Source organism: Halostella litorea (assembly GCF_004785955.1).
GTDB lineage: Archaea > Halobacteriota > Halobacteria > Halobacteriales > Natronoarchaeaceae > Halostella > Halostella litorea.
On record NZ_SJER01000001.1, the window covers coordinates 236,603 to 257,834 of the forward strand.

The window sequence follows — 21,232 nt, forward strand, 5'->3', positions numbered from 1 at the left end:
AGCGTTGGAGTTGAGCCGCAAAACAATGGATACGTGAGGGCACACTCATTCTTTCCAAGCGTTTTGATTCTGTATATCTAACTGGGCGTGTAGAGAGTTTGCGATCGTCATGGTCTCTCTTCGCTAAACGGTTGACGGAAAAGCGTTGTGTAGATCCCCTCTCGCAGCTTGTTTGGTAGTAACTTCGGTATAGATCGTATGATGAAGTTCATGCCTGCTCGTGGTGATGATACAAATCCGATTGTGGCGAAATGGCGTTGAAGACGCCACTCTTCGTGAACATGGTCTAAACCACCACGGCGATGATACAAATCGTCACCAGCTCGAACCTTCGCCAATATGCGCGGGATATTCACGAATTTGCAATCATTAACTAACATTCGAGCCCATAGTTCGTAATCTTCCATCTGGCCAACTGGACGGTAGTTCCCCGCCTCAAGAATCGCCTCTCGATTCGCTAAGACGGTTGTCTGGTTAACCGGACTGCGAAGTTTTGCCATCTTGTGGATTTCCTCTGGCTCACATGGCACCTCACGAACAGCATAAGGTTCGTCAGGATCAGTATCAAATTCTTCGATATAGCCGCCCACGAGGTCAGCGTCCGTCGCCTTCAGTTTGTCTAGCGACCATTCCAGTCGCTTAGGAACGGCTATATCATCGGCGTCATGAATTGCGACAAGTTCATGGCTCGCATTATCAATGCCAGTCCGCCGCGCCGCGCCATGTCCACGATTCTCAGCGTGTCTTACCCGACAGACTGGTACCTCGACTGTCGATTGGATGCGCTCCAATGTCTCGTTGAGGGCGGACGTGAGTGGACCATCTTCAACAATTAAGAGTTCATCCGGAGGACGCGTTTGGGAGACTATGCTGTTGAGCGATGTCTCGAATTCATCTGCATCATCCCCACTATAGACGCAGACCACAACAGAGATATTTTCCATATCAAAAAGTCGTTATCTGTCCTCTCTGGTAAAGATTTTCTTGCCGAATTCAGCGGCTTCACCTCGCTCTTGAACTGAAAATGAGGGCTCAAGGTCCCGCGAACCTTGAATCCTATAGATCGGGTGATAAGTGTAGGCAGCAACCGGTATGAGAATCAGTAGATGAGGTAGACGAGGTGAGGTTAGAGACACCATTCCCTCTTCGGTTGGTGAAGTACGCAGATCCGGTCCACTACTGATCATTCTTCGACGGACTATTCAAGCAATCCATAAAACAACAATGGTGTATGTGATCTTACCAAATGTTAATCACTTAGATCATATCAGTTGATGGAACGTTACTGACAAGGGAGTGTTCCACAGACGATGTCCAAGATCTGTTCGGCAGCGGTCCCGTCTCCGAACGGATTTTTCCAGTCTCCGTCGGTTTCGACCGCAGCATTGACTGCGGCGACAATTTCTGTCGGATCCACTCCGACGAGTTCGTTGGCCCCTACCGTGACAGTCTCCGGACGTTCCGTGCTGGTTCTGACAGTGACACATGGTGTTTCAAGGATACAACTTTCTTCCTGTACGCCACCGGAGTCAGTCACCATCGTGGCCGCATGTTGTTGAAGGTGGAGAAAATCGAGATAATCGAGCGGTTCCGCAAGCCGAATGTTCTCCGGAATCGAGAGGTCGAATTCAGATAAGCGCTCCTCGGCACGCGGGTGGATGGGATAAATTACTGGGAATCCTATATTGTCAGCTGCTCTTGAGACTCCCTTGACAATAGATTGGAACCGTTCTTTTTCGTCGACGTTCTCGGATCGATGGGCAGTCAGGACGAGATATTCCCCCGGAGAAAGGTCGAATCTGTCGAGAACGGAACTCTGGGACGCTGCGAGGTTACTGTGTTGATCCACCGCATCAACTACGGTGTTGCCAGTAACGGTTACGCGGTCAGTTATTCCCTCAGTAGCGAGGTTTGCTTCCGCTGATTCCGTCGGAGCGAAGAGGTGGTCACTCGCGTGGTCTGTCAAAATCCTGTTTATTTCTTCCGGCATTGTCCTATCGTAGCTCCGGAGACCAGCTTCAATATGACCAAGTTTCGCGTCCATCTTGCTTGTCACGATGGCACCGGCGAGAACGGAGTTCGTGTCACCCTGCACCAGCACCCAAGCTGGGTCAATCTCATGGAGGGCCGCCTCCACTTCCCGGATCATTGCACCAGTCTGTTCGCCGTGGCTGCCAGAGCCAACCCCAAGGTTGTAGTCTGGAGGGTTGAGATTTAACTGGTCAAAGAACACCGAGCTCAGATTACCCGAGTAGTGTTGGCCGGTGTGTATCAGGGTATATGGGTGGTCCCGGGACTCTAATTCGCGGAGGACCGGAGCGATCTTAATTATTTCGGGTCGGGTACCGAGGACCAGCGCAATTGTCTGTCGATCAGTCATACTCAGTTATTAATTGGTAGTTAAACTACGTTGATAAATCTCTCGTTCTTACCGGAGCTTGACGTCACCCCTGTGGTTGTTCACGCGGACTGGTGGGCCCGTTTCGGTGAGACATCGGCTCGATAAACACTGAATAGACGGGTTAATTCGGACACAGCCAGTAGTCAAAGAAGTGCTAGCACTTTTTAGGTAAGTCTCTGTCGAAAGTCGCCTGTTTTTTCATATGGCAGCCATTCCATCAAGACAGAAGCCGCCCGGGCTACGAAGTCATTACCGAGCCGGTATAGGTTCGGACTACAGTGGCCGGGATGAGAGAACACGATGTCCAAGGATCAAGAGACGATTACGTCTGAACTGGAGTCGATCTCATCCGGTAGCTACTGGTTCTTGCTCGGTTGGATGTTTGAGTATATAGCTGGCTTCTTGACGCAGATTTTGTTGACTAATTCCCTCTCAACCGCCTCATACGGCGTTTATGCGTTTATCAGAAAGCTGATTGCGCTGTCAGCCGGACTATTTCCAGGAGGTTCCAATACGGCTCTTAACAGGTACCTTCCGAAGTACACTGATGAACCGTCCAAACAGGACAGTGTACTGGGCCTATCACTCGTGTTCTCTATTGGTGGAAGTGTCCTTATCGGCGTCACCCTATACATATTGGCACCGGTGCTGTCAGCCCTGACTTTCACCGGCGAACTGACGGCTGGAATTGTCCGAGTAGTAGCTGCCACGATTCCGCTTCTCTCCGCAGTCAAGACTTTAGGTGGTGCATTTCGGGCACTGGAACTGATTCGGTTGAAGATTCTCATCGAAAAGATCATTCGACCTGGAGTTCTGTTTATCATTGTCGGCGGCATCGCCCTGTTTGATCCGTCACTCAAGCGTGTCGTGCAAGGACTTGTCGGCGCCAGCATTGCAACCCTCGGGCTGAGTGCGGTTCTATTTGTAGTATACACTAATCGCGTTCCCTCATTAAGTGACTCATGGTCCATCGTGAGCGACTATTTCGAATACTCTTTTTTGATGTCACTTTCGCATTCATCGTCGCTTTTATTTAAGAGAATTGACATTTTTATGCTAAGCTATCTGTCTGTCTCGACAGCAGTAGGGGTATATAATGTTTCACTCCTTCTCTCCGGGACGTTATTACTCCCTTTGGCCGCATTCAGTCAGTTATTCCCACCAGTTGCCTCAAGATTATACGAAAAGTCAGACATAAACCAACTCGAAGAACTCTACAGTACTGTGACAAGGTGGTCCGTTATGCTGACTTCCGCAGGATTTGTAGGACTTGTTATCTATCGCACAGAGTTACTCACCATTTTTGGATCTGACTACACCGCAGGGGCCAAAATTTTAGTCGTTTTAGCCGTCGGCCAGTTGGTGAATTCGGCCGCCGGTCCGGCGGATCACCTCTTGGCCATGACGGATCATCGGTATGTCCTGTTAGCCAATCAGGTGAGTATGGGTATATCCAATATAGCTCTCAACTATTTATTATTGATTGAATATGGTCCAATCGGTGCCGCAGTAGCAACCGCGCTTATATTTGCCTCTTTGAACATTATTCGTGTCGTCGAAATATATATGCTAGAGAGAATATTTCCCTATGACAGTTCATTTCTGAAATTCCTTCCTGCTCTTAGTGTAGCGTTTCTTGTCATGTTCTCGATCCGGTCCTTCCTAACGACACCGTTGTCATATGTAGGAATCCCACTTGGGTTGAGCATATATCTGATCTCATTATATGTGTTTGGGTTAGAACAAGTAGACAAAAATCTAATAGATCATTTCGCCCCAAAGTAGTAAATATTCGAACAAGTTTCTACGGCCTGTCTCTGCTGGCGACTCATTAATCAAGCTAAACAGTTAACATCAATAGTAGCCTTCACCAAGTGGGTAAAACCACGGCACAGTCTGAGCCGCCCCGTCTTCGAATATGAATTTGTCTGATCACCTTACTCTCGCTGATTGCGTAGCGCTTCTCCATATAGCTCCGTAGTCATCTCAGCGATCCTCTCCCACGAGTATGTGTTATCGGCAAGCTCTGCAACGGCATCTCCCATTTCAGCCCGCCGATCTTTATCCGTGAGAACGTCAGCTAGGGCATTACTGAGTGCGTCGGCGTTGTCGGGTGGTACTAGCCGACCGTGCACACCGTCGGTAAGTACATCTGCGAAGCCACCTACTTCTGTGGCGATCACGGGCTTCCCAAACGGGAGAGCCGTCATTAGCGCGCCGCTTTGGTCGATATGTCTATATGGGAAAACAACAATATCACTCTCTTTGAAGTATGCGCCAACACATTCGTGCTCAATAAACCCGAGTTCCCAAGTAATCGATTCAGTGACGCCTTGTTTGCGGGCTCTTTGCTTAAGTTTGTCAGCAGATCCATGTGGACGCCCAGCAATAACGATACGCGACTTCTGTCTAACCTCCGGCGGGAGACGAGCGACGGCGTCAATTAGCACGTCAACGCCCTTGTAGGGTTTCACATTCCCAAAGAACAACACGGTGGTCTTCTCGGAATTATTTGTCGGCAGATGGGCTGTTATGGGATACCGGATCACACCATGTGGTATGACAGAGATATCCTTTTCGGGGACGCTAGCCTCGACGAGTTTGGCTTTGGTTTCCTCTGTGTGGACGATGACTTCGTCGACAACTTGGGGGCCCTTTTCGGTCATAAACCGCTGCAGGCGGGATGTGGCGGACCCCTGAAATGGAGTACTGTCGTGGACAGTGAGTACTGTCGGAGCAATGTGTCCTATGAGACGCACCAGTGGGACGTCGACGAACGGGAGCGGGAGCCACTGGAAGTGGACGATGTCGGGGTCCCACCGATTGAGACGTTTCACCAGTTCCAACATACCGATGATGTGTTCCGTTCCTTTCCCGAGCACCCGAATTTTTTCAGGGAGAGCGTCGCCAACACGGCCCTCTGTGAGCGGGTAGAACGCTTGAACGCGTTCGTAGTCTCTGGGTGTCCAGTTTGTCTTTCCCGAGGTGAACAGCTTGACTTTCCAGCCGTTATCCGCGAGCCCTTCACAGAGGTGGTGGTCGTACGGTGGTGTGAAATTCGACGGGTCGATTACTGCAACTCTGTCTCTGGTCATCGGTCTACTGCTCTTTGCTCCGTTTTCTATCGGTATCGTCAAACTGGGATCGATTCACTGTTACGAGGAACAGTCCCGCCAACAGGAACGCGACCCACCTCGCCGGACGGATGTAACCCGTCTGGAACAAGATCATGGCTCCCGCGAGTACACTGCCAGCCAGAGCGACGCCGAGGTCCGCGACTTGGGCTCGTGAAGAGTGTTCTAGAGGGGTGACGACGAGCTTACAGAACAGATATGATATGAACAAGATGAACAGCCCAACGCCGACAGCACCAGTATCGACCAATAGTTGGAGGTATGAATTACTGCTGGAGGTACCTTGCACTGCCGACGTGTTCGCAAGGTGATTTAACCCTTGCCCGAAGAGCATATGAACTGGGTCTAGAGAGGCCCAGTACTGCAGGGTCTGGTAGTTATTGGTAAATCGATAGGTTGCGGAGGCAAACGAGAGAACGGCCTCGTTCCCTGTTTGGAGCCAGACGACGGTCTCCCGAGACAACTCGACGAGTTCCAAAGCGACGAGTCGTAGACTTGGGACGTTGGCTACGACGAGTGCTCCAGCAGTGGTGGCACCCAGCACGTGACGGAGTTGGAACGGACCACGGTAGATGGATACCGGTACAACATACGCGAATATAGCCCCCACGAGGGCTATGTAGGAAGTCGTAGAGGCTGACTGTACAATACCGGCGACTAGTATTGCGGTCGCTCCCACTAACGACCACCGCGAATGAAATAGTGTCTTCCGGCTCCCCTGGGCCACGAGTACCAGACAAAGTACTGTCGGCGGAAGCAAGTGGGCACCGTACCAGGACGGCTCTGCGAACACACTAGCGACCCTGAATACTTCAGGGAACAACGGGTCGTAGCCGGCACGCTGTACAGTACCGGGTTCGGGGATATTGAATCGGAGATACGCGAACGGTAGCGAAAAGACTCGTGCGACGCCCTGGTAGAACCCGAACAGTGCCATGGAGATGGCCGAGAGTGTCCAGAGACGAAGAAGCGCTATTACACCATTCTCCGAGAGTGTGACATTTACCACGGCTACATAGGTACCGACTAACAACACCAATTGTACGAACACTGTTGTGAAGTCGAGTATGTGTTTGCCGGTCAAGAAAACCCAAAAGCCGATTCCGATGATTTCGGCTACCCATCCGAGTAGTAGCAGACTAGGGACGTCCAGTCGGAGTTGATGACGGAATAGCACGCATACGGTAACGTAGATAGTGAGGACTCCGATTGCCAGCAGGTCCGGGCGGCCTACTGGGAACGGCCCGATTCTGAACAACGCCCAGCCATAGAACGGGACAGCCAGAACAACTGCACTGAGGAGTAGCGTTTCTACGAAGTACTCCTGACTATATGTCGTTCCCTCTTCAATCGTACTCATTTACAGTTTGTTTGTCGACAGTGTCCGGCTATATCTCTGGCGGTATCTGAGAACCTAGAATACGAAGCCCGTGAGAATATAACGCACTTGGGAAGAAGATTATTGACGACGAGAGTTGCGGTTGAAACACTGTAGCCAGAGCCTTCGAACTTTGGCATGAACTCTACAGAAACACTCAATTCTGCTCTTGACGCCGCGCTCTGAAAATGAACAATACATTCGACTTTAGTTAAGGGCACAACCGCAACTCAGCGACGGGATTAGACGGCAGAGACGAGTTTTCTATCCACTAACCTCAGCGGTGATATAGATCTACTCACTTTTAATATCGGATAAAATCTAAGAAGTCCGCGCACCAGATGCACAGGCATCTCTACGAGCTAGATCGCTTTCTGTTGCGGATAACCAGCTCACACGTCTTTTCTATTTCCCACACACCTCTTTGCAAATATGCTACGAGGATTGCTTCATTTTAATTCTGGTTAGAATATTATTGAAATCAGCCCTCTATGACGCTGGTATACTGGAAATTGTACTGGTATTCTGCGTTCTGTTAACTAAAGGCGAATACTGTTGATAGTTAATTCCGGATAACTTTTCGTTGAGTGCAAAGTGATCCGGACTCGCATCGCTAGCTGGTTGTAGATCGGCCTTCTGTTTCCAGTCGTGGATGGATTTTCGTGATCGTTTGATACCAATTTTCACAAAGTCTTTGATGGTATTCAAGAGTGAAAATCCAGCCAATTGGAGGCGAATACCAAGGGCCATTAGCGGCTCTAGTGTCCACTCTCAGTCCACAAAATCTAGGTCTATCCAGTCGCTATGACTACTGTTGCGAGAGATTCCTGCTATAGACACTCGGAAAACCGCCTCGCCTCTCTCTTCATCTTTAACTAAATATGCAGGTGGGGAAGTACCGAAACTGTAAATACTTAGGTACCAGCACGGTAGGATCATCCATTATGACCGAACAGTTCGCTCTCGTCACGGACACATTCCTGGGAAACCCATCGCACTACAGTGGTGTCGAAGCGAGTGATATGATCGGGGGAGCCGAAGTGAACCTATATCGGATGGGTCAGATCCTGCTTGATGAAGGTCATGAGGTAACTGTCTACCAGCAGGATACCGGGAACCCGAACAACGAATACGACGGAATCGAGATTGAGTATCTGTCGACCGCTGGATCTGGAATCATGGAACTCCTGACATTCAACCTTCAGTGGCAGCGGGTCGTCCCCAAAGACGAAATCGTCTACGTTCACTCGCCGGAGTACGCGATCCCGAACTTAAGGTCGGTAGACGCACTAAATCAACAGGGAATCACATGGGACGCACCATCTTCTAGAGACCTCACAACTAGAGTGAAGCGGTATTTTCTCGGTCAACTCCTCACGGAGAAGACGCTCGTTCGGTGCACCGACAACGCGTTCCTAACCTACGTCCAATCCGAGCATCCGACTGCACGGAACGATGTCTTTCCAGTACCGAACGGGGTCGATACGACAGTGTTCTCACCGGACGTAGATCCGGTCAATAGCCTTACTGACTCAGCGACGGAGGGTACGGTGGTACTCTTCCCGCGAACGCTCCGACTTGCGAGAGGAGCACACTTGATCGTTGACGCACTATCCGAACTACAGTCAAAGGGGTATGATGTGTCTCTCTGGTTCTTAGGCGCTGAAAATATTACTGATGCATCAGTGATTCGTAACCAGATCGAACGAAACGACCTAGCCGATATGGTAGAGTTTCTTGGACACGTTCCCCATGAGGAGATGCCTCGCTATTACGCCGCTGCTGACATCGTCGCGATTCCGTCATACCACTCAGAGGGGACCTCATTATCGTGTCTTGAGGCGATGGCGTGCGGTCGGCCGGTTGTGGTCACTGACGTCGGCGGACTCAAGGAAATCATCTATCACGACAAAGTGGACGGCGGGTTCAAGGTCAAACCCACGGCGGAGGCTCTCGCCACTGCGGTTGAGAAGCTAGTTGAAGATCCAGCTTTGCGAGATCGTCTAGGAAATAATGCGAGGCGACGGGTAGTCGACTACTTCACGCTAGAGCGATGGAAACGGCAGATGCGGGAGTTCTTCCGCACAGTATCGAAGAAACATGGCCGGAATTAATTGTTTTTAATCGGATACTCGGGCGCGGGTCATCACACATTTGATGGGGTCGTCGAATACTAAGAGGGGAACACGAGTTTACCAACCATCAGTCTTCTTTTGCGGGTTTCTGCACTGCTACTACAAGGACATCTACGGCACATGTTCGGTTGCACAAGAACTCCAGCATGGACTCGTCCGGTACTACTTCGGATTCGACATTTCGTCACGTTCCATACAAGTTCCAACAAAGAACAAGCAATTCAACTAGCGTCATCGACCGATATGATGATTTCGATGATAGCGAGGTTTAGTTCACCGAGCAGGGCAGCTTCGGCCCCGGTATTCATCTTAGCGAGTAAGTATGATTATCATCTGTCTTTACCTAAGAGGAGAACACGTGACCAGCGGCAGCTTATCGAGGCTAGTCCCCACTGCTGCTGTTGAAACAGCTGATCAAAGACACACAGAAAATTCACCAGCAAAGCCGATCATACAAGAGACGCTCGCTACCGCTACGCAACCGAGGTGTAAGTCTTAGCTAAAGACGAATAGTATGATGGCACTGTCTGGTTCAGCACCTCCTTGACCGACGTCTTGCCGTCGAGAGCTTGATGCAGTCTCTGACGGTCGTATAATGCATGAGCTGTTCAGGATACTCACTGACGCTCAACCGACTGCCTACCCACGAGTTATAGAAGCAGTCAACTCGCATTTTGAGGGTGTAAAACCATTTTTCGATGAGGTTTCGATCGGTGTGATTGACCCGACTGCTTAACCCTAACCAAGCAAGGTCAGTCTGATACCCGAACTGATCGGAGAGAAACTCAGCCTCGGAGAGATCATGTTTCTCGCGAAGTCCAGCGAGGAACGCAGTCGCTGGATCGATACCATGCGACCCAAATAACGCGGCGTAAAGGGTTGAATTTGTCTCGATATATATTGCAGCATACAACCAAGTCCACTCGTCGTTAATCTTAACAGCAGTCTTGTCAATCGCGCCCCACCTGGGTTGCACCGGAAACAGCCACAGACCCTGTAATACATCCTACATGCACAGTTCTAAAAGTGCCATGCGAGCGATGAACGCCTAATTTAGTGATAATTGTTGTCGTTCCCTAATCGAAAAACCAGTTCCGTGGAGGCGGACGGCGAACACCCATTTAGGCGTTCGCCGTCCGCTCATTTTCTCAAAATTCTTCTAAAATCGGTTCATAGCTATCGGTGAACAAATCTGAGAGCTTCATCCCAAACTAACTCAATTAGATAGTAACAGTATTATTATATATTGTGTATATCCCTCTGGCATATACCACAGTTGAGTTTCGGAAGACCAACCGTCGGAGGGATAGACATGTATCCCACGGTACGATCTGAAAATCAACGATGTGCTTCATAAGAGCGATTCGACAAGTTGATACGGCAGGACGAACCAAAATCTACGCCATGAATGTAGTTGTCATCGTTATTGATGCGCTGAGAGCTTCTGACGTCGGATATATGGGACGATCCGAGGAGATCACTCCGAATATCGACTCTCTCGCCGAACGATCGCTTGTATTTGAGAACTGCTTCTCAATGTCGAACTATACGGATGCGTGTATGTCAAGTATTTTTTCCGGGAAGGCGCCGCGAGAGCACGGCGTCACTCATCACGGTACCGCGTACACCAAAGATAATCTGAGCCGCATAAACGAGCGAAACACCGATTTCCTCCCCGAAATCCTGGCTGAGAGTGGATACGAGACGATTGGTGTCGATTGGATGGGTCGTTGGCATAGTTGGGGATACGATACGTACGGTGTCGATGACACGGGTGCAGAGGGTGATGAGGAGGCGATCGGAGAGATGTTACGGCAGAAACTGATGAGCAAGGTCAAGGAACTCCCAGAGCCTATACTACGACCTCTCCTCTCTCAGTACTACAATCGGTTCGGTCGGAGAGATCTCAGAGTTGACTGTGAGGAGCTGACCGACATCGCTATTCGACGGTTGGACTCGGTACAGGAACCATTTTTCCTGATGACTCACTACTGGGACGTCCATCCCCCCTACATTCCACCCGAAGAACACAAAGCAATGTTCGATCACGAAGATGGCGATAACCTTTCGAAATATTTCGGTCCAGACGCGAAAGGACCACTTTCCGCCGAGTATCAGATGTATGCACGGGGAGAGCACGAAACAATGGGGGATGCGAAGGAGGCATACGACGGAACCGTCCGATGGGTCGATCAACAGATCGGTAGATTGATCGACTATCTTGAAAGAAAGGAGTTGATGGAAGATACCATGATCGTGCTTACTGCTGACCACGGTCACAATTTCGGAGAACACGGTATCTTCTCAGATAACTCTGGACTCTACGACACTTCGATCCACGTTCCACTCGTCGTCCATCATCCGGAAAAACCCGCGGAACGGGTGAGCGGTATCGTCCAGCATATCGACATCGTTCCGACCGTTTTGGACTCTCTAGGGCTCGAAATGCCTGATAACTTACGGGGTAACGTCCTCCCTGCAGTCCACGAGTTCGCCTTCGCGGAGACGATCGAACAGACGATGGCCATGATTCGTACGGAAGACTGGAAATTAATCCAAACGAGAAAGAGAGAAGATCTGAAGTCGGAATACTGGTACCAGGAAGACGGCGAATTCGAACTCTATGATCTGGATGAAGATCCGAATGAACGGAGAAACGTAGCTGATCAGAACCCTTCCACCGTCCGTTATCTTCGGAAACAGCTAGACCGCGAGTTAGAACGGCAAATAAACACAGTCGAGGCCGAATCCTCGAAGTCGGCCGAAATTGACGAGGATGAACTCGACAGTATTCAGGAACGGCTAGAAGCCTTGGGATATGCCGAGAGAGACAACACATGAGCGGGATATCGAACGAATAATACAGTCATGAAAGAGGTTGCACTCATCGCAGGGCCGTACCTATCTCCTGATAGTATCAAACCATGGGAACATCTACACAACAACAGTGAGGTTGACGTCACTGCCTTCGAGAGCAAGCCATCGAAGTTCGATACATCAACCCTCTCTGTCCCCGTCGAAAAGTTACACTGGATCGACGGTAAAGCAAGTTTATTCGGCCATAAGTACTTCTTTGCGAAAGCTTTGACGAAACTCCGTCTCCCGTCTAATATCTTGACTGGAATCCGGAAACTGAGTGAGTACGACGTCATCCACATTCTGGAGAATTACCATGTGTTCTCGTTACAGGCCGCTATCGTTGCGCGGAGATCGGATACGCATCTCTTCATGTCAGCTGGGGAAAATATTCCATATCCACTGTACCAGCGAAATCCCCTGCAGTGGTGGACAAAGAAGTTCGTAAACGACTCCGTTGATGCAGTGAATACGACGACTCCAATGGCGAAACGGGCGCTGATCCACGAGGGGGTGGATCATAAGAAGATATCGGTGATCCCAAATGCCGTCGATACTTCGAAATTTAAACCAACCTCTGATCCCGATATTTCCGACCTGAGTCTACCAAATGATATCGAGGATTCGTTGAATATACTGTTCGTCCACGGTCTCAATGAACAGAAAGGAGTTCCGTATCTGTTGGATGCCTTCGAACATATCCGAACGAACTTTGACGCTCGCCTTATCCTTCTCGGTGAAGACAAACTGTCCGAAGATCGGACCGAGATGATACGAAATTCGGATGACATCATCTGGCAAGAACGTATTCCCTACTCGGAAATGCCCAAGGTATACAATATTTCCGACATATCTATCCTTCCGAGCGTGACGATGGTGAACAACCAAGAACAGTTCGGAGTAGCTGTCATCGAAGCGATGGCCTGTGGCTTACCGACGGTCGTTACCGACGTCGGCGGCCTCCCTTACGTCGTGGAGGCGGAAGAGACATCCAAGGTGATTCAGGAACGATCAGTCGATCAGATCGTGTCAGCTCTCGTAGAGTTGCTCGAATCCTCTCAACTACGAAGTAGACTGGGGAAGAATGGTCGAGAGCGGGCAGTCTCTAAATTCGGTAAAGAGGTCGTTGCAGACCAGCTTTTCGAATATTACGAGAACAGCGCAGAGTGAACGGATGGATTGCGGCGAGAACCCAGCGGCCGGTAGGGAATTTCTAGGCTTTTCGCCCGAAAGGGGTTAGTAACTCAGTACTCCCAGTCTGATTTCATGGGTTCTCTGCGAGATCCGATATCGATACGCGAGAGGGCCCTATATCGGATGCTTCACAGACCTAGGCTTCTCTTGAATTTATCGGCAAACCGAGAGAGTTGCCAGTCTAATTGTGTTACAGTGGCTGGAGCACCTACTCGCGGCAAGAGAACAGGATCCGAAGAGATGTTGGTCGACCGATCCGCTATAAGGCCGCATCGATGTGTCGCTTCAACGACCGCGTGTGACTCCTCGTTATATCTCCCGTAAGGATACGCGAATCGTTCAATCGTTAGATCGAATTCCTCTTCCAATACGTGTTTGCCCCTGACGATTTCTTCCTTGATCTCCGTTTTGGAGAGGTCGTTCAGGTTGGGGTGTGAATACGTGTGATTTCCGATGGTAACGAGGTCGTGTTCTGCTAACTCTCTGACCTGGTCTGTACTCATGATTACGCCTTTCTCTCCCTCGGGGACTCCCAGCCGTGAATACAATATCTCTGAACGATCATCGATAAACGCTCCGTTCATGAATACCGTCGCCGGTACGTTGTACTCTTCAAGGAGAGGGACAACAGTGTCGTAGAAGTCTCTGTAGCCGTCGTCAAATGTCAGCACTACCCCCCGCTTAGTATCGAACAGCTCATCAAGGTCGACGATCTCGTAGTGGTTTTTCAGGAATTGGATTTGCTTTTCAAATTCCTTGACTGATGTTTCACTCCACGGTTTCTCACCTATCGAATGGTATAGGAGGATGACCCGGTCAACCGGTGAGAAATCGATATATCGTCTGGATTCATGGTAGAGATGACCGATGGATCGCCAAATAGTTTGGCTGAGGGACATCATGGATTTACGCATTCACGGCGGGCCTATAGTTCAATGTGGTATCGATATAGCCCCTTCGGTGTAGAACGCTTCTATCGGCCATTGGATTGGCTGTAACTAATGATGGTTACGCCATCAAGTAAGCGTCCACCGATACATCTCCAACCCCCAGAGACAGTCAACTCAGGCTTGGCTTTACCGCAATGAGTGGACCGACGCTCAGAAAGCAGATTCTCCGGATGACAGTGCAGCCAGCGACGATTCATGAGCTCAGTTAGTCATGACAGTCGAACGCCAGAAGTGTTCGCAGAATGGATTATGGAACTATTCGACAATGGCATAGAGGAAGCCTTGGCCTCCCCTGCCTCCGCGGATGCTCGTGTTGCCCTCATTGGCGCCGTTACACGTAGAGAAGGTCGAAGACCGTCTTCTTATCGCACCCTCGTGCTTCTCGCCCAACAGTTCTGCAACTAAGTTTGAGGTGACCTGATAGCTCGTATTGTCCTTGGTGCACGAATACCGAACGTTATAGAGGTCGATATACTTGCTGTCGGCGAACGCACGCAAGTCCTCTGATCTGTATGTGGCACCGACGGTTTTCCTTTATTTTCTTCCCGTAGACGAATGTGTTGTGCGGGAAAGCCCCTCTCGCCGTGGGCGCAAGGACATTGTGGAGATCATCTAGTTCCGTTTCACGCTCTGGAACTTCCTCAGGTGACCAAGAGTCTATGTACACTATTTATAAAATCATGGTGTTCGGAGCGTCTTCATTCTGGGAGTGAAGAACGACTACCCCATTCCGTCTGTTAATATACTACCGAATTCCCATGGCACAAGAGACTCTTCACAACACTCCCCTCCCCCCTCAATTTCTCTATGAATTATGCGGACATGGTGGGGTCCCCGACAGAGCAGCATTCACATTTTGCTGTAGGCACGTGTGAAAGGTTCAGCATCACATTCGTGAAGGATGAGAATAATCTGACGTGGCGCAGGATGCTCATCCATGCCGCTGTCAACGGGGACCCTGGCCGGGCAGGATGTCGGAGGCTATTCGACCGAGCCTATCGCTTAGACACCGCCCTGGAGACGAGGCTCCGCTTCCTATATATTTCTCATCTCTGTCCTCAATCGACCATCTCAGCCTCGTACTCACTCGCCCGCACCCGCAACGGAAACCACCCTTCTCCGTCAACCCCCAACAACGCCTCCGAGAATCCGTCTTCTTCGTTGCCAGCCTTCGCGCTCCGTACCCACTCTACTTCACGCTCGCTCAACCCGAACCACTCCGCGAGTTTCTCTGTTTCCTCCTGCACACGATGAATCACCGTCATCGAACAGAGATTCGCGATCGTCTGGGCTTCGGGCGTCAGGGAGAACTCACCGCCAGTCTGCGTGATAAAGTGCAACGACAGGTCGTAGTGTCTGCTGTGCCGGACGGCCATCTCCAAGAACTCCAATGATGTCGAATCGCCCATCAGGTAGTGGGCCTCGTCGACGACGAAAACTACCTTCTCGTCGGCCTGTTTCGCACGCTCGTATACAGCGTTGAAGATCACCTGCATCATCAGACTCGTCTCGGTCCGGCCACGAACGCCCTCTTCCTGGTTCAAATCGAGATAGAGCACCTTCGAGTCCAAATCCAGCTCCGTCGGCGCGGCCAGGTTCGCCAGGTCCCCACCCTCTCGGAACGACGGGCGGAGGTCTTTGAGCAGCGACTGGGAATCGGTGCGCACACTCTCCTGTTCTCCCTCGGTAGCGTACCCGAACTGTCCGGGCTCCGAAAGTAGATCCTCCAACACCGAAATCACGGTGCGGACGGTCGGCGACTCGTTCGAATGCGTCTCCGGCTCTCTCGTGATCCCCTGGCGCTCGTAGGCGACCTGGACGGCCCGCCTGAGCGTTTGCTTTCGCTCCGCAAGGGGATTGTTCGCGACGTGGGCGAAAAACGTCTCGAAGAACGTGAGGACCCACGTGATCTGTTCTGCCCACGGGTCGAGGTCGGGGACGCTCGCCAGCACCGACTCGGGCGTCGGCTGCAGTTCAAGCGGGTTGAACCCGCGCTTCCCGCCGACCGTGACGCGTTCGCCGCCGAGGGCCTCGTTCACGCCCGCAAAGCCCTCCAGCGGGTCGAGCATGATGATATGGGTGTCCGGGTCGTACATCGCCCGCCTGACGAGCTGGAGTTTCGTCGAGAATGATTTGCCCGCGCCGAGTTGCCCGATAACCATTGTACAGTATCCCGTCTCGCGGTTGAACCGATCGAGAATTACGGGGCTCTCGTTCAGCGCGTAGGTGCCATACTCGATACCCGGCTCCGCAAACGTCCCGGCGACGAAGGGAAACATCGCACCGACCGCGCCGCCGAGCACGGGAACCGTCGTCTCCATCGACTCCGCGAGCCGGTCCACAGCAACGGGAGCGCCAGACGACAGCGTCGCAAGTTGGTTCCACCGTGGTAGGACCGGCGTGAGGTTCGCCGGCGAGCGTCGTGCGGTGTTTGCCACAGCAGTCGCGTTGACGTCCTCTTCGCTATCGCCGCGAACGGTGAGATACATCGACGCGTCGAAGGCCTTCATCTGGGTGTTCCGCAGGACGTCGTAGAGTTCGCGGTAGTCCGCCAGATCCTTTTGCACACCGCGAGCGCCCGCTCGCCGTTTCTCAGCGAGGTACTCCTCGTCGGCCTCAAGGTCCTCGATCTGGTTCTCCAGCGAATCCAGGGTAGCGTTCGTATCCCGCGGTGCAAGATGCAGCGAGATGTCCGTGGTCCGCGTCTCCGCCGTCGCGTACAGCCCCTCAAAGAGTCCGTCTGCCGGCGAGTCAGGGAACTCGCTGACCCAGAACGACTTCGTCCACGTATCGCCGGTCCGGACGGCCCCCGAGCGGTGTTCGATACACGCCGGCGCAACGACCGACTGGTGGATATCCGGGATCCCATCGAGTGACGTCGCTCCCGCCTCGTAGGCGACTGTCGCTGTGCCCGCCGTCGTGGCGTGGCGGTCCTGTTCGTCGCCGTCCGAATCCATCGGTTCCGGCTGTCTCGTCTCCCTGTTTGGTCCGTCTTCTGCAACGTCCTCCGTCCTGGAGCCGAGAAACGGCAGTCTATCTCGAAGCCTCATTGTGTTGCCCCCGCGGTTGCGGTCGTCTCACGGTCGCGCCGACTCACCACCGGGCGCGTTCGAAGCACCCGTTCCATGTCGCCGTACTCGGGACGCTCGCCGGACCAGTACTCGCCGAGCAATTTCACGGCGTCAGCAGTCGCCACACGAGTCGCACTACAGCCGTCCATCTCGCGGATGCCGCCTTCGAGCCGCCGACAGCGTTCCGAGAGCGCGCTCGACATCGCTTCGTGCTGGGCGGCCTTCGCGGGGGCGAACCACGCCTGGACGAACAGCCCGAGGACGGGCACCGCAGTCAGCTTCTGACTCACGCTCTCGCGTTCGAACTGCACCTCGGCGGGGATCACGGGGACGACGACGTAGTGGTCCCGGATCGTCATGCGCCGATCTTCGAGGTCCCGACGGTACCACGCGACGTAGTGCTCGATGAGGGCTTGCAACTGCGAATTGTCCGCGACGTCGTCGTCACTCAACCGCGCTTCGTAGTGTGAGAGGTACTCCGAAACGGGGAACGGTTGGGTCGTCGAGTAGATCTGGATGGGGAACTCGACGACGGTGTTTAACAGGTCCTGAAACGCTTCTGCCTGTTCGCGCCACTGTTCGTCGGTCGCGAGCGCCATCGTCGGCCCGCTGACCTGGATGAGTCCCACGAGCGCCCCGTCCGTTCGTTCGAGCGCTTGCTGGTCGGAATGGACGCGCTCGATCGCGGTGTAGCCCTTCGCGGCGTCGTGTGCGATCTCCCGGTCGCTCCGGTGAAATCCGAGGACGGTCCCGATCCAGTCGAGACTGGTCGTGTAGGCCGGCGTCAGCGAGACGAAAAGCCCGCCGACCGCCATCGCACAGAGTGCGAGCGGGAGCGCGAACGTCTGGACCGGGTAGCCACCGACCGACAGCGACGGTGGCAACAGGACCTGCGTGACGAGGATGACGACGACGCCGGGGGCCATCCCGACCGCCAGGTCCGTCAGCGTGTATCTGCCGAACAGTTTCGTGCCTGTACCGAGCGATTTCGGGATTCGTTTCGTGGGGTCGGTGTGACTCATGGGTCCTCGCGCCGCGTCGCATCCGCAGGTGGTCTATCGAACGTCGACTGGCCGCTCGACGGGTCGTCCATCCGGTCAGTTGTCTCTGCGTCAGTCGGATCCGGGGTGGTTGGTCCTTGCCCGGACGACGGGCCGTCACCGCGCTCCCGCATCGGGTCGACGCCGTCAGTCCGCCCCGGTAGCGCAGATGGCCCGTCGTTCGACCGACTCGAAGCGGTTCCGCCCGTATTGCCCTGTGTGGTATCTCCCTGGTCGGCTCCCGGTCGGCTGAACACGTCTTTGAGGCCGGCCCGCGTCGCGTGGACGCGCGAGCCCATCGCGTGGGCGCGGGAACCACTCGATCCGAGCGACGTCTGTCCGCTGCGGTCAACCGCGGGGTCACCCTGTGCCCCTCGCCTGAAGTTCCGGCCGCCCTGGACCGCTGTCTGTCCGCCCGTCCGTGTTCGGTCGATACGCGCTCGGGCGCGGTGTGACGAGGTTCGACGGGACGCCCTATCGGCGGCGAAAAACAGCGCGCCGGCCTGCCAGAACAGGACGACCGGTGCGGCGACGGCGACGATGGGGATCACGAGCGCCGAGAGCCACGCGCCGAGGCCGCCCATCGTGAGGTCCAGCCCCCCGCCGAGGATCGCACCGAGTCTGAACAGGATCGCCACGGGGAGGGTCATGAACAGGAACGGAACGTAGAAGCCGGCCAGGCGGCGCATGAACCGCGAGACGAGAGCGAAGGGCCCGACGCCCGGGATCCAGAGGACGATCAGGACCGGCATCAACAGGACGAACATGTAGAGGACGACCTGGCGCACGTAGTAGATGAGCGCGAGCAGGAGAAACAGCGTCAGGTCCACGGTCAGGGTGATCGCGAGTCCGAGGACGCCGAGTGCACTGAACGACAGCGTTTGAAACAGCGAGACTTCGGAGAGGTCGGGGACGAGAAACCCCGTGAGCGCGCTCACGAATCGCAGCGAAATGGCGGCCAGCCACCACCACGCGAGCACGCCGAGCAGCCCGGAGAACGCGCGTCGCTTCAACTTCGCTCGGTGATAGCCGCCGAAGAGGTGACTCGTCGTCTCAAGCAGGATGACGATCCCGATGGAGAGCGCCCACAGCATGAGCGAGAGCGGGACGATCGCTTCCCAGTAGTATTCGTACATCCCCGGCCACACGCCGTTCGTCGGCGCGGCGAAGACGGCGTTGGGGTGGGGCGTCCCGACGACCGTCCGAACCAGGTCGTCGACGTACGTCTCGATGAGCGACGTGATGGGACTGAACAGCAGCGAGACGAACTCCGTGAGCGCGTCGACGATCGCATCGGTGAGCGCCCCCATTCAGACACCTCGCCACGGCGGCCAGATCCCCCACCCGGTCACGCGGTCCAGAATGTACACGGCGACCAGTACGGTCAGTACCGGGATGGCCATCCCGTACAGCGTTTCGAGCACGTCGATGACCGTCCCGCGAACGTAGGCCGTATCCGAATCGGCGACGTAACTGGGCGGGTTCTGCCACCAGCGCCCGGGCTCGTATCGTGCCGTCACCCCGCCGCCAGGGCTCGGGATCGTCAGAACGGCGATCCCGGACTCGTTCGTCTGGACAGTCTGGCCCGCAAGGACGACCGCGCCGTATCGCCGCGTCGTGTCGATCGGCTCGCCCGTTTCTGCGTCCCTGAGCGTGACCCGTGCGGTGACGGTCTCCTCGGTCACGTTGGTGAGCGTCACGGTGAGGTTGCTCTCCGCGATGGGAATTTCCGCGAAGGTATCGGCCGTCACGTTCGTCGAGACGCCCCGGACGAGCCCTGCCGCCGTCACCGACGAATCGATCAGGTTCCGCCGGTCCGGGTCATCGATCTTCGTCCGGGTCGCGATCCCGTAACTCCCGGTGTAGGGATCAGTGACGACGTCGAGTGCAACGTCCTCGGGGAGCTCGGGGGGCGCGATCTCCTCGCCGTAGGTTTCGAGCAGCGTGACGTTTCGGCGGGCGGAACTGGACGGTCCCGTTTCGCTCGGATACGCAACGACGTGCAGGGGGTGGAGCGGCGATCGTACCGTCTTGGTGTCGTCATCGTTCCGATAGACGAGTGCGTCCCAGCGGGGGTCGCGGGCCGAGTAAAACCGCCAGACACCCTGCACCTGACCGCCTGGTAGCGAGTAGCCCGCCCACGGCTGGTTCTTGTACGCGACGAGCCCGAGGTCGCCGTTCGGGTAGCGCCCGGTGAACCCAGAGACTCGAAGCGCGTACACAGTGACGTCGACCGCCGTCTCGACGGTGTGGGTCTCGGTCTGATACGTGACGGTGGTGTCCCATTCATCACAGCCCTCCTTGGGATCCGCACTCGCGTTCTCTATGGAGCCGTTCGTCTCCGTCGCCGTGTCGTTCCCGGCGACACAGACGGACACGCGATGGCGAAGCCGCACTTCGACGTCCGTCTCGACCGAGAGCGTGTGGTCAGTCCCCGAATACGCATCGAGGTTGGCGTAGGTCAGTGTCGGCGTGTGTGTTGCCCCTGCTGTCGTCTCGACAGCGCCGTCGACGAGCAGTCGCGTCTCTGCGATCCGGTGGAACGTAAGCGACCATTCGCTTTGTCGTTCCGTCGATGCCGTATCGCGTGGGACGGCGACGCGATAGTCGGCCGTCGCAAGCACGCTCCCGTTCGGTGCGACGTAGTGGGGCTGATCCGTCCGTGACAGTTTCGCCCGCGTCGAGGGCTGGACCGCAAAGACCGCCACGTAGGCGTCTTTCACGAATCGGCCGTCCGAGAGCGTGGTGTTCGGGGGATGGACAGATACCGTCCGGTTCGTCTCGGGGAACTCCCGGTGGTCGCCGCTGTTCCACTGTTCGACCGCACGGGGTGGGGCGTTGAACGGAATGTCGGTGAGCGCTGCGAGCTCGGCCAGTTCGGCGTCGCTTCTGTTTGCGAGTTCCTCCGGGTCGGGGTCGTCCTCGTCGCCCGACCAGAGCGTCCGAAACGTCGAGTCGTTCAGGCCGTGGTCGGTTTCGTTCGGCGGGTCGAACGACTGGGCCGTACTCGCGGCATACACAGTCGAGCTGCCGACTAGCGAGACCGCAAAGACAGCGCCGACCAGCAGTGCCC

13 protein-coding genes and 3 pseudogenes are annotated in these 21,232 nt (G+C 54.3%); 5 read left to right on the forward strand and 11 right to left on the reverse strand.

Going from position 1 to position 21,232, the window contains the following annotated elements; all coding sequences use genetic code 11:
* Positions 1-107: 107 nt before the first annotated feature.
* Positions 108-944, reverse strand: a complete 837-nt coding sequence (locus EYW40_RS06645) for a glycosyltransferase (RefSeq protein ID WP_135820850.1) — start codon at positions 942-944, stop codon at positions 108-110.
* 338 nt (positions 945-1,282) lie between these two features.
* On the reverse strand, positions 1,283-2,380 hold the full coding sequence (gene wecB, locus EYW40_RS06650; protein WP_135820851.1) for a non-hydrolyzing UDP-N-acetylglucosamine 2-epimerase: 1,098 nt from the start codon (positions 2,378-2,380) through the stop codon (positions 1,283-1,285).
* Between the two features lie 321 nt (positions 2,381-2,701).
* Here wecB and EYW40_RS06655 point away from each other — a divergent pair, with 321 nt between their 5' ends.
* Entirely contained in the window at positions 2,702-4,186 is a 1,485-nt protein-coding gene (locus EYW40_RS06655) for an oligosaccharide flippase family protein (RefSeq protein ID WP_135820852.1), read from the forward strand.
* A gap of 152 nt (positions 4,187-4,338) precedes the next feature.
* On the opposite strand, the gene EYW40_RS06660 is transcribed toward EYW40_RS06655, so the two are convergent.
* From EYW40_RS06660 to EYW40_RS20170, 3 genes and pseudogenes are all read right to left on the reverse strand, one after another.
* Positions 4,339-5,496 (reverse strand): glycosyltransferase, encoded by a 1,158-nt coding sequence (locus EYW40_RS06660; protein WP_135820853.1) that lies wholly within the window; start codon positions 5,494-5,496, stop codon positions 4,339-4,341.
* Positions 5,497-5,500: 4 nt separating this feature from the next.
* The gene (locus EYW40_RS06665) at positions 5,501-6,895 is read right to left on the reverse strand and encodes a hypothetical protein (protein WP_135820854.1); all 1,395 of its coding nucleotides are present in this window, start codon (positions 6,893-6,895) and stop codon (positions 5,501-5,503) included.
* A gap of 567 nt (positions 6,896-7,462) precedes the next feature.
* Positions 7,463-7,747, reverse strand: a pseudogene (locus EYW40_RS20170) (IS6 family transposase); the annotation flags it as partial.
* Positions 7,748-7,857: 110 nt separating this feature from the next.
* Here EYW40_RS20170 and EYW40_RS06670 point away from each other — a divergent pair.
* Both EYW40_RS06670 and EYW40_RS06675 read left to right on the forward strand, forming a co-directional pair.
* Positions 7,858-9,027 carry a glycosyltransferase family 4 protein gene (locus EYW40_RS06670; RefSeq protein WP_161973169.1) on the forward strand — a complete coding sequence of 390 codons (1,170 nt, stop codon included), beginning with the start codon at positions 7,858-7,860 and terminating at the stop codon, positions 9,025-9,027.
* 58 nt (positions 9,028-9,085) lie between these two features.
* A pseudogene (locus EYW40_RS06675) lies at positions 9,086-9,226 on the forward strand (IS5/IS1182 family transposase); the annotation flags it as partial.
* Positions 9,227-9,521: 295 nt separating this feature from the next.
* Here the strand turns inward: EYW40_RS06675 and EYW40_RS06680 are convergent.
* Positions 9,522-10,253, reverse strand: a pseudogene (locus EYW40_RS06680) (IS6 family transposase).
* 199 nt (positions 10,254-10,452) lie between these two features.
* Here EYW40_RS06680 and EYW40_RS06685 point away from each other — a divergent pair.
* Positions 10,453-11,889, forward strand: coding sequence for a sulfatase family protein (locus EYW40_RS06685; RefSeq protein WP_135820856.1), 1,437 nt, complete (start codon positions 10,453-10,455; stop codon positions 11,887-11,889).
* 27 nt (positions 11,890-11,916) lie between these two features.
* Positions 11,917-13,074, forward strand: a complete 1,158-nt coding sequence (locus EYW40_RS06690; RefSeq protein WP_202614462.1) for a glycosyltransferase family 4 protein — start codon at positions 11,917-11,919, stop codon at positions 13,072-13,074.
* 152 nt (positions 13,075-13,226) lie between these two features.
* Here the strand turns inward: EYW40_RS06690 and EYW40_RS06695 are convergent, their stop codons facing one another.
* The 5 genes from EYW40_RS06695 to EYW40_RS06715 form a co-directional block, all read right to left on the reverse strand.
* Positions 13,227-14,000, reverse strand: a complete 774-nt coding sequence (locus EYW40_RS06695; RefSeq protein ID WP_202614463.1) for a polysaccharide deacetylase family protein — start codon at positions 13,998-14,000, stop codon at positions 13,227-13,229.
* Between the two features lie 1,106 nt (positions 14,001-15,106).
* Positions 15,107-17,098, reverse strand: coding sequence for a VirB4 family type IV secretion system protein (locus EYW40_RS06700; protein ID WP_237560571.1), 1,992 nt, complete (start codon positions 17,096-17,098; stop codon positions 15,107-15,109).
* Complete coding sequence (locus EYW40_RS06705) at positions 17,095-18,141, reverse strand: TraC-like domain-containing protein (RefSeq protein WP_135820857.1); 1,047 nt, start codon at positions 18,139-18,141, stop codon at positions 17,095-17,097. The genes EYW40_RS06700 and EYW40_RS06705 overlap by 4 nt, the downstream gene beginning before the upstream one ends.
* The gene (locus EYW40_RS06710) at positions 18,138-19,469 is read right to left on the reverse strand and encodes a TrbL/VirB6 family protein (RefSeq protein ID WP_135820858.1); all 1,332 of its coding nucleotides are present in this window, start codon (positions 19,467-19,469) and stop codon (positions 18,138-18,140) included. The genes EYW40_RS06705 and EYW40_RS06710 overlap by 4 nt, the downstream gene beginning before the upstream one ends.
* Positions 19,470-21,179, reverse strand: coding sequence for a DUF8186 domain-containing protein (locus EYW40_RS06715; RefSeq protein ID WP_135820859.1), 1,710 nt, complete (start codon positions 21,177-21,179; stop codon positions 19,470-19,472). It abuts the gene before it with no gap.
* Between the last annotated feature and the right edge of the window lie 53 nt (positions 21,180-21,232).

Bases quoted from the DNA above. Each gene is read 5' to 3' on its own strand.
- EYW40_RS06670 (WP_161973169.1), top strand. From the start codon at position 7,858: ATGACCGAACAGTTCGCTCTCGTCACGGACACATTCCTGGGAAACCCA.
- EYW40_RS06705 (WP_135820857.1), bottom strand. From the start codon at position 18,141: ATGAGTCACACCGACCCCACGAAACGAATCCCGAAATCGCTCGGTACA.
- EYW40_RS06665 (WP_135820854.1), bottom strand. From the start codon at position 6,895: ATGAGTACGATTGAAGAGGGAACGACATATAGTCAGGAGTACTTCGTA.
- EYW40_RS06685 (WP_135820856.1), top strand. From the start codon at position 10,453: ATGAATGTAGTTGTCATCGTTATTGATGCGCTGAGAGCTTCTGACGTC.
- EYW40_RS06660 (WP_135820853.1), bottom strand. From the start codon at position 5,496: ATGACCAGAGACAGAGTTGCAGTAATCGACCCGTCGAATTTCACACCA.
- EYW40_RS06710 (WP_135820858.1), bottom strand. From the start codon at position 19,469: ATGGGGGCGCTCACCGATGCGATCGTCGACGCGCTCACGGAGTTCGTC.
- EYW40_RS06695 (WP_202614463.1), bottom strand. From the start codon at position 14,000: ATGATGTCCCTCAGCCAAACTATTTGGCGATCCATCGGTCATCTCTAC.
- EYW40_RS06700 (WP_237560571.1), bottom strand. From the start codon at position 17,098: ATGAGGCTTCGAGATAGACTGCCGTTTCTCGGCTCCAGGACGGAGGAC.
- wecB (WP_135820851.1), bottom strand. From the start codon at position 2,380: ATGACTGATCGACAGACAATTGCGCTGGTCCTCGGTACCCGACCCGAA.
- EYW40_RS06645 (WP_135820850.1), bottom strand. From the start codon at position 944: ATGGAAAATATCTCTGTTGTGGTCTGCGTCTATAGTGGGGATGATGCA.
- EYW40_RS06655 (WP_135820852.1), top strand. From the start codon at position 2,702: ATGTCCAAGGATCAAGAGACGATTACGTCTGAACTGGAGTCGATCTCA.
- EYW40_RS06690 (WP_202614462.1), top strand. From the start codon at position 11,917: ATGAAAGAGGTTGCACTCATCGCAGGGCCGTACCTATCTCCTGATAGT.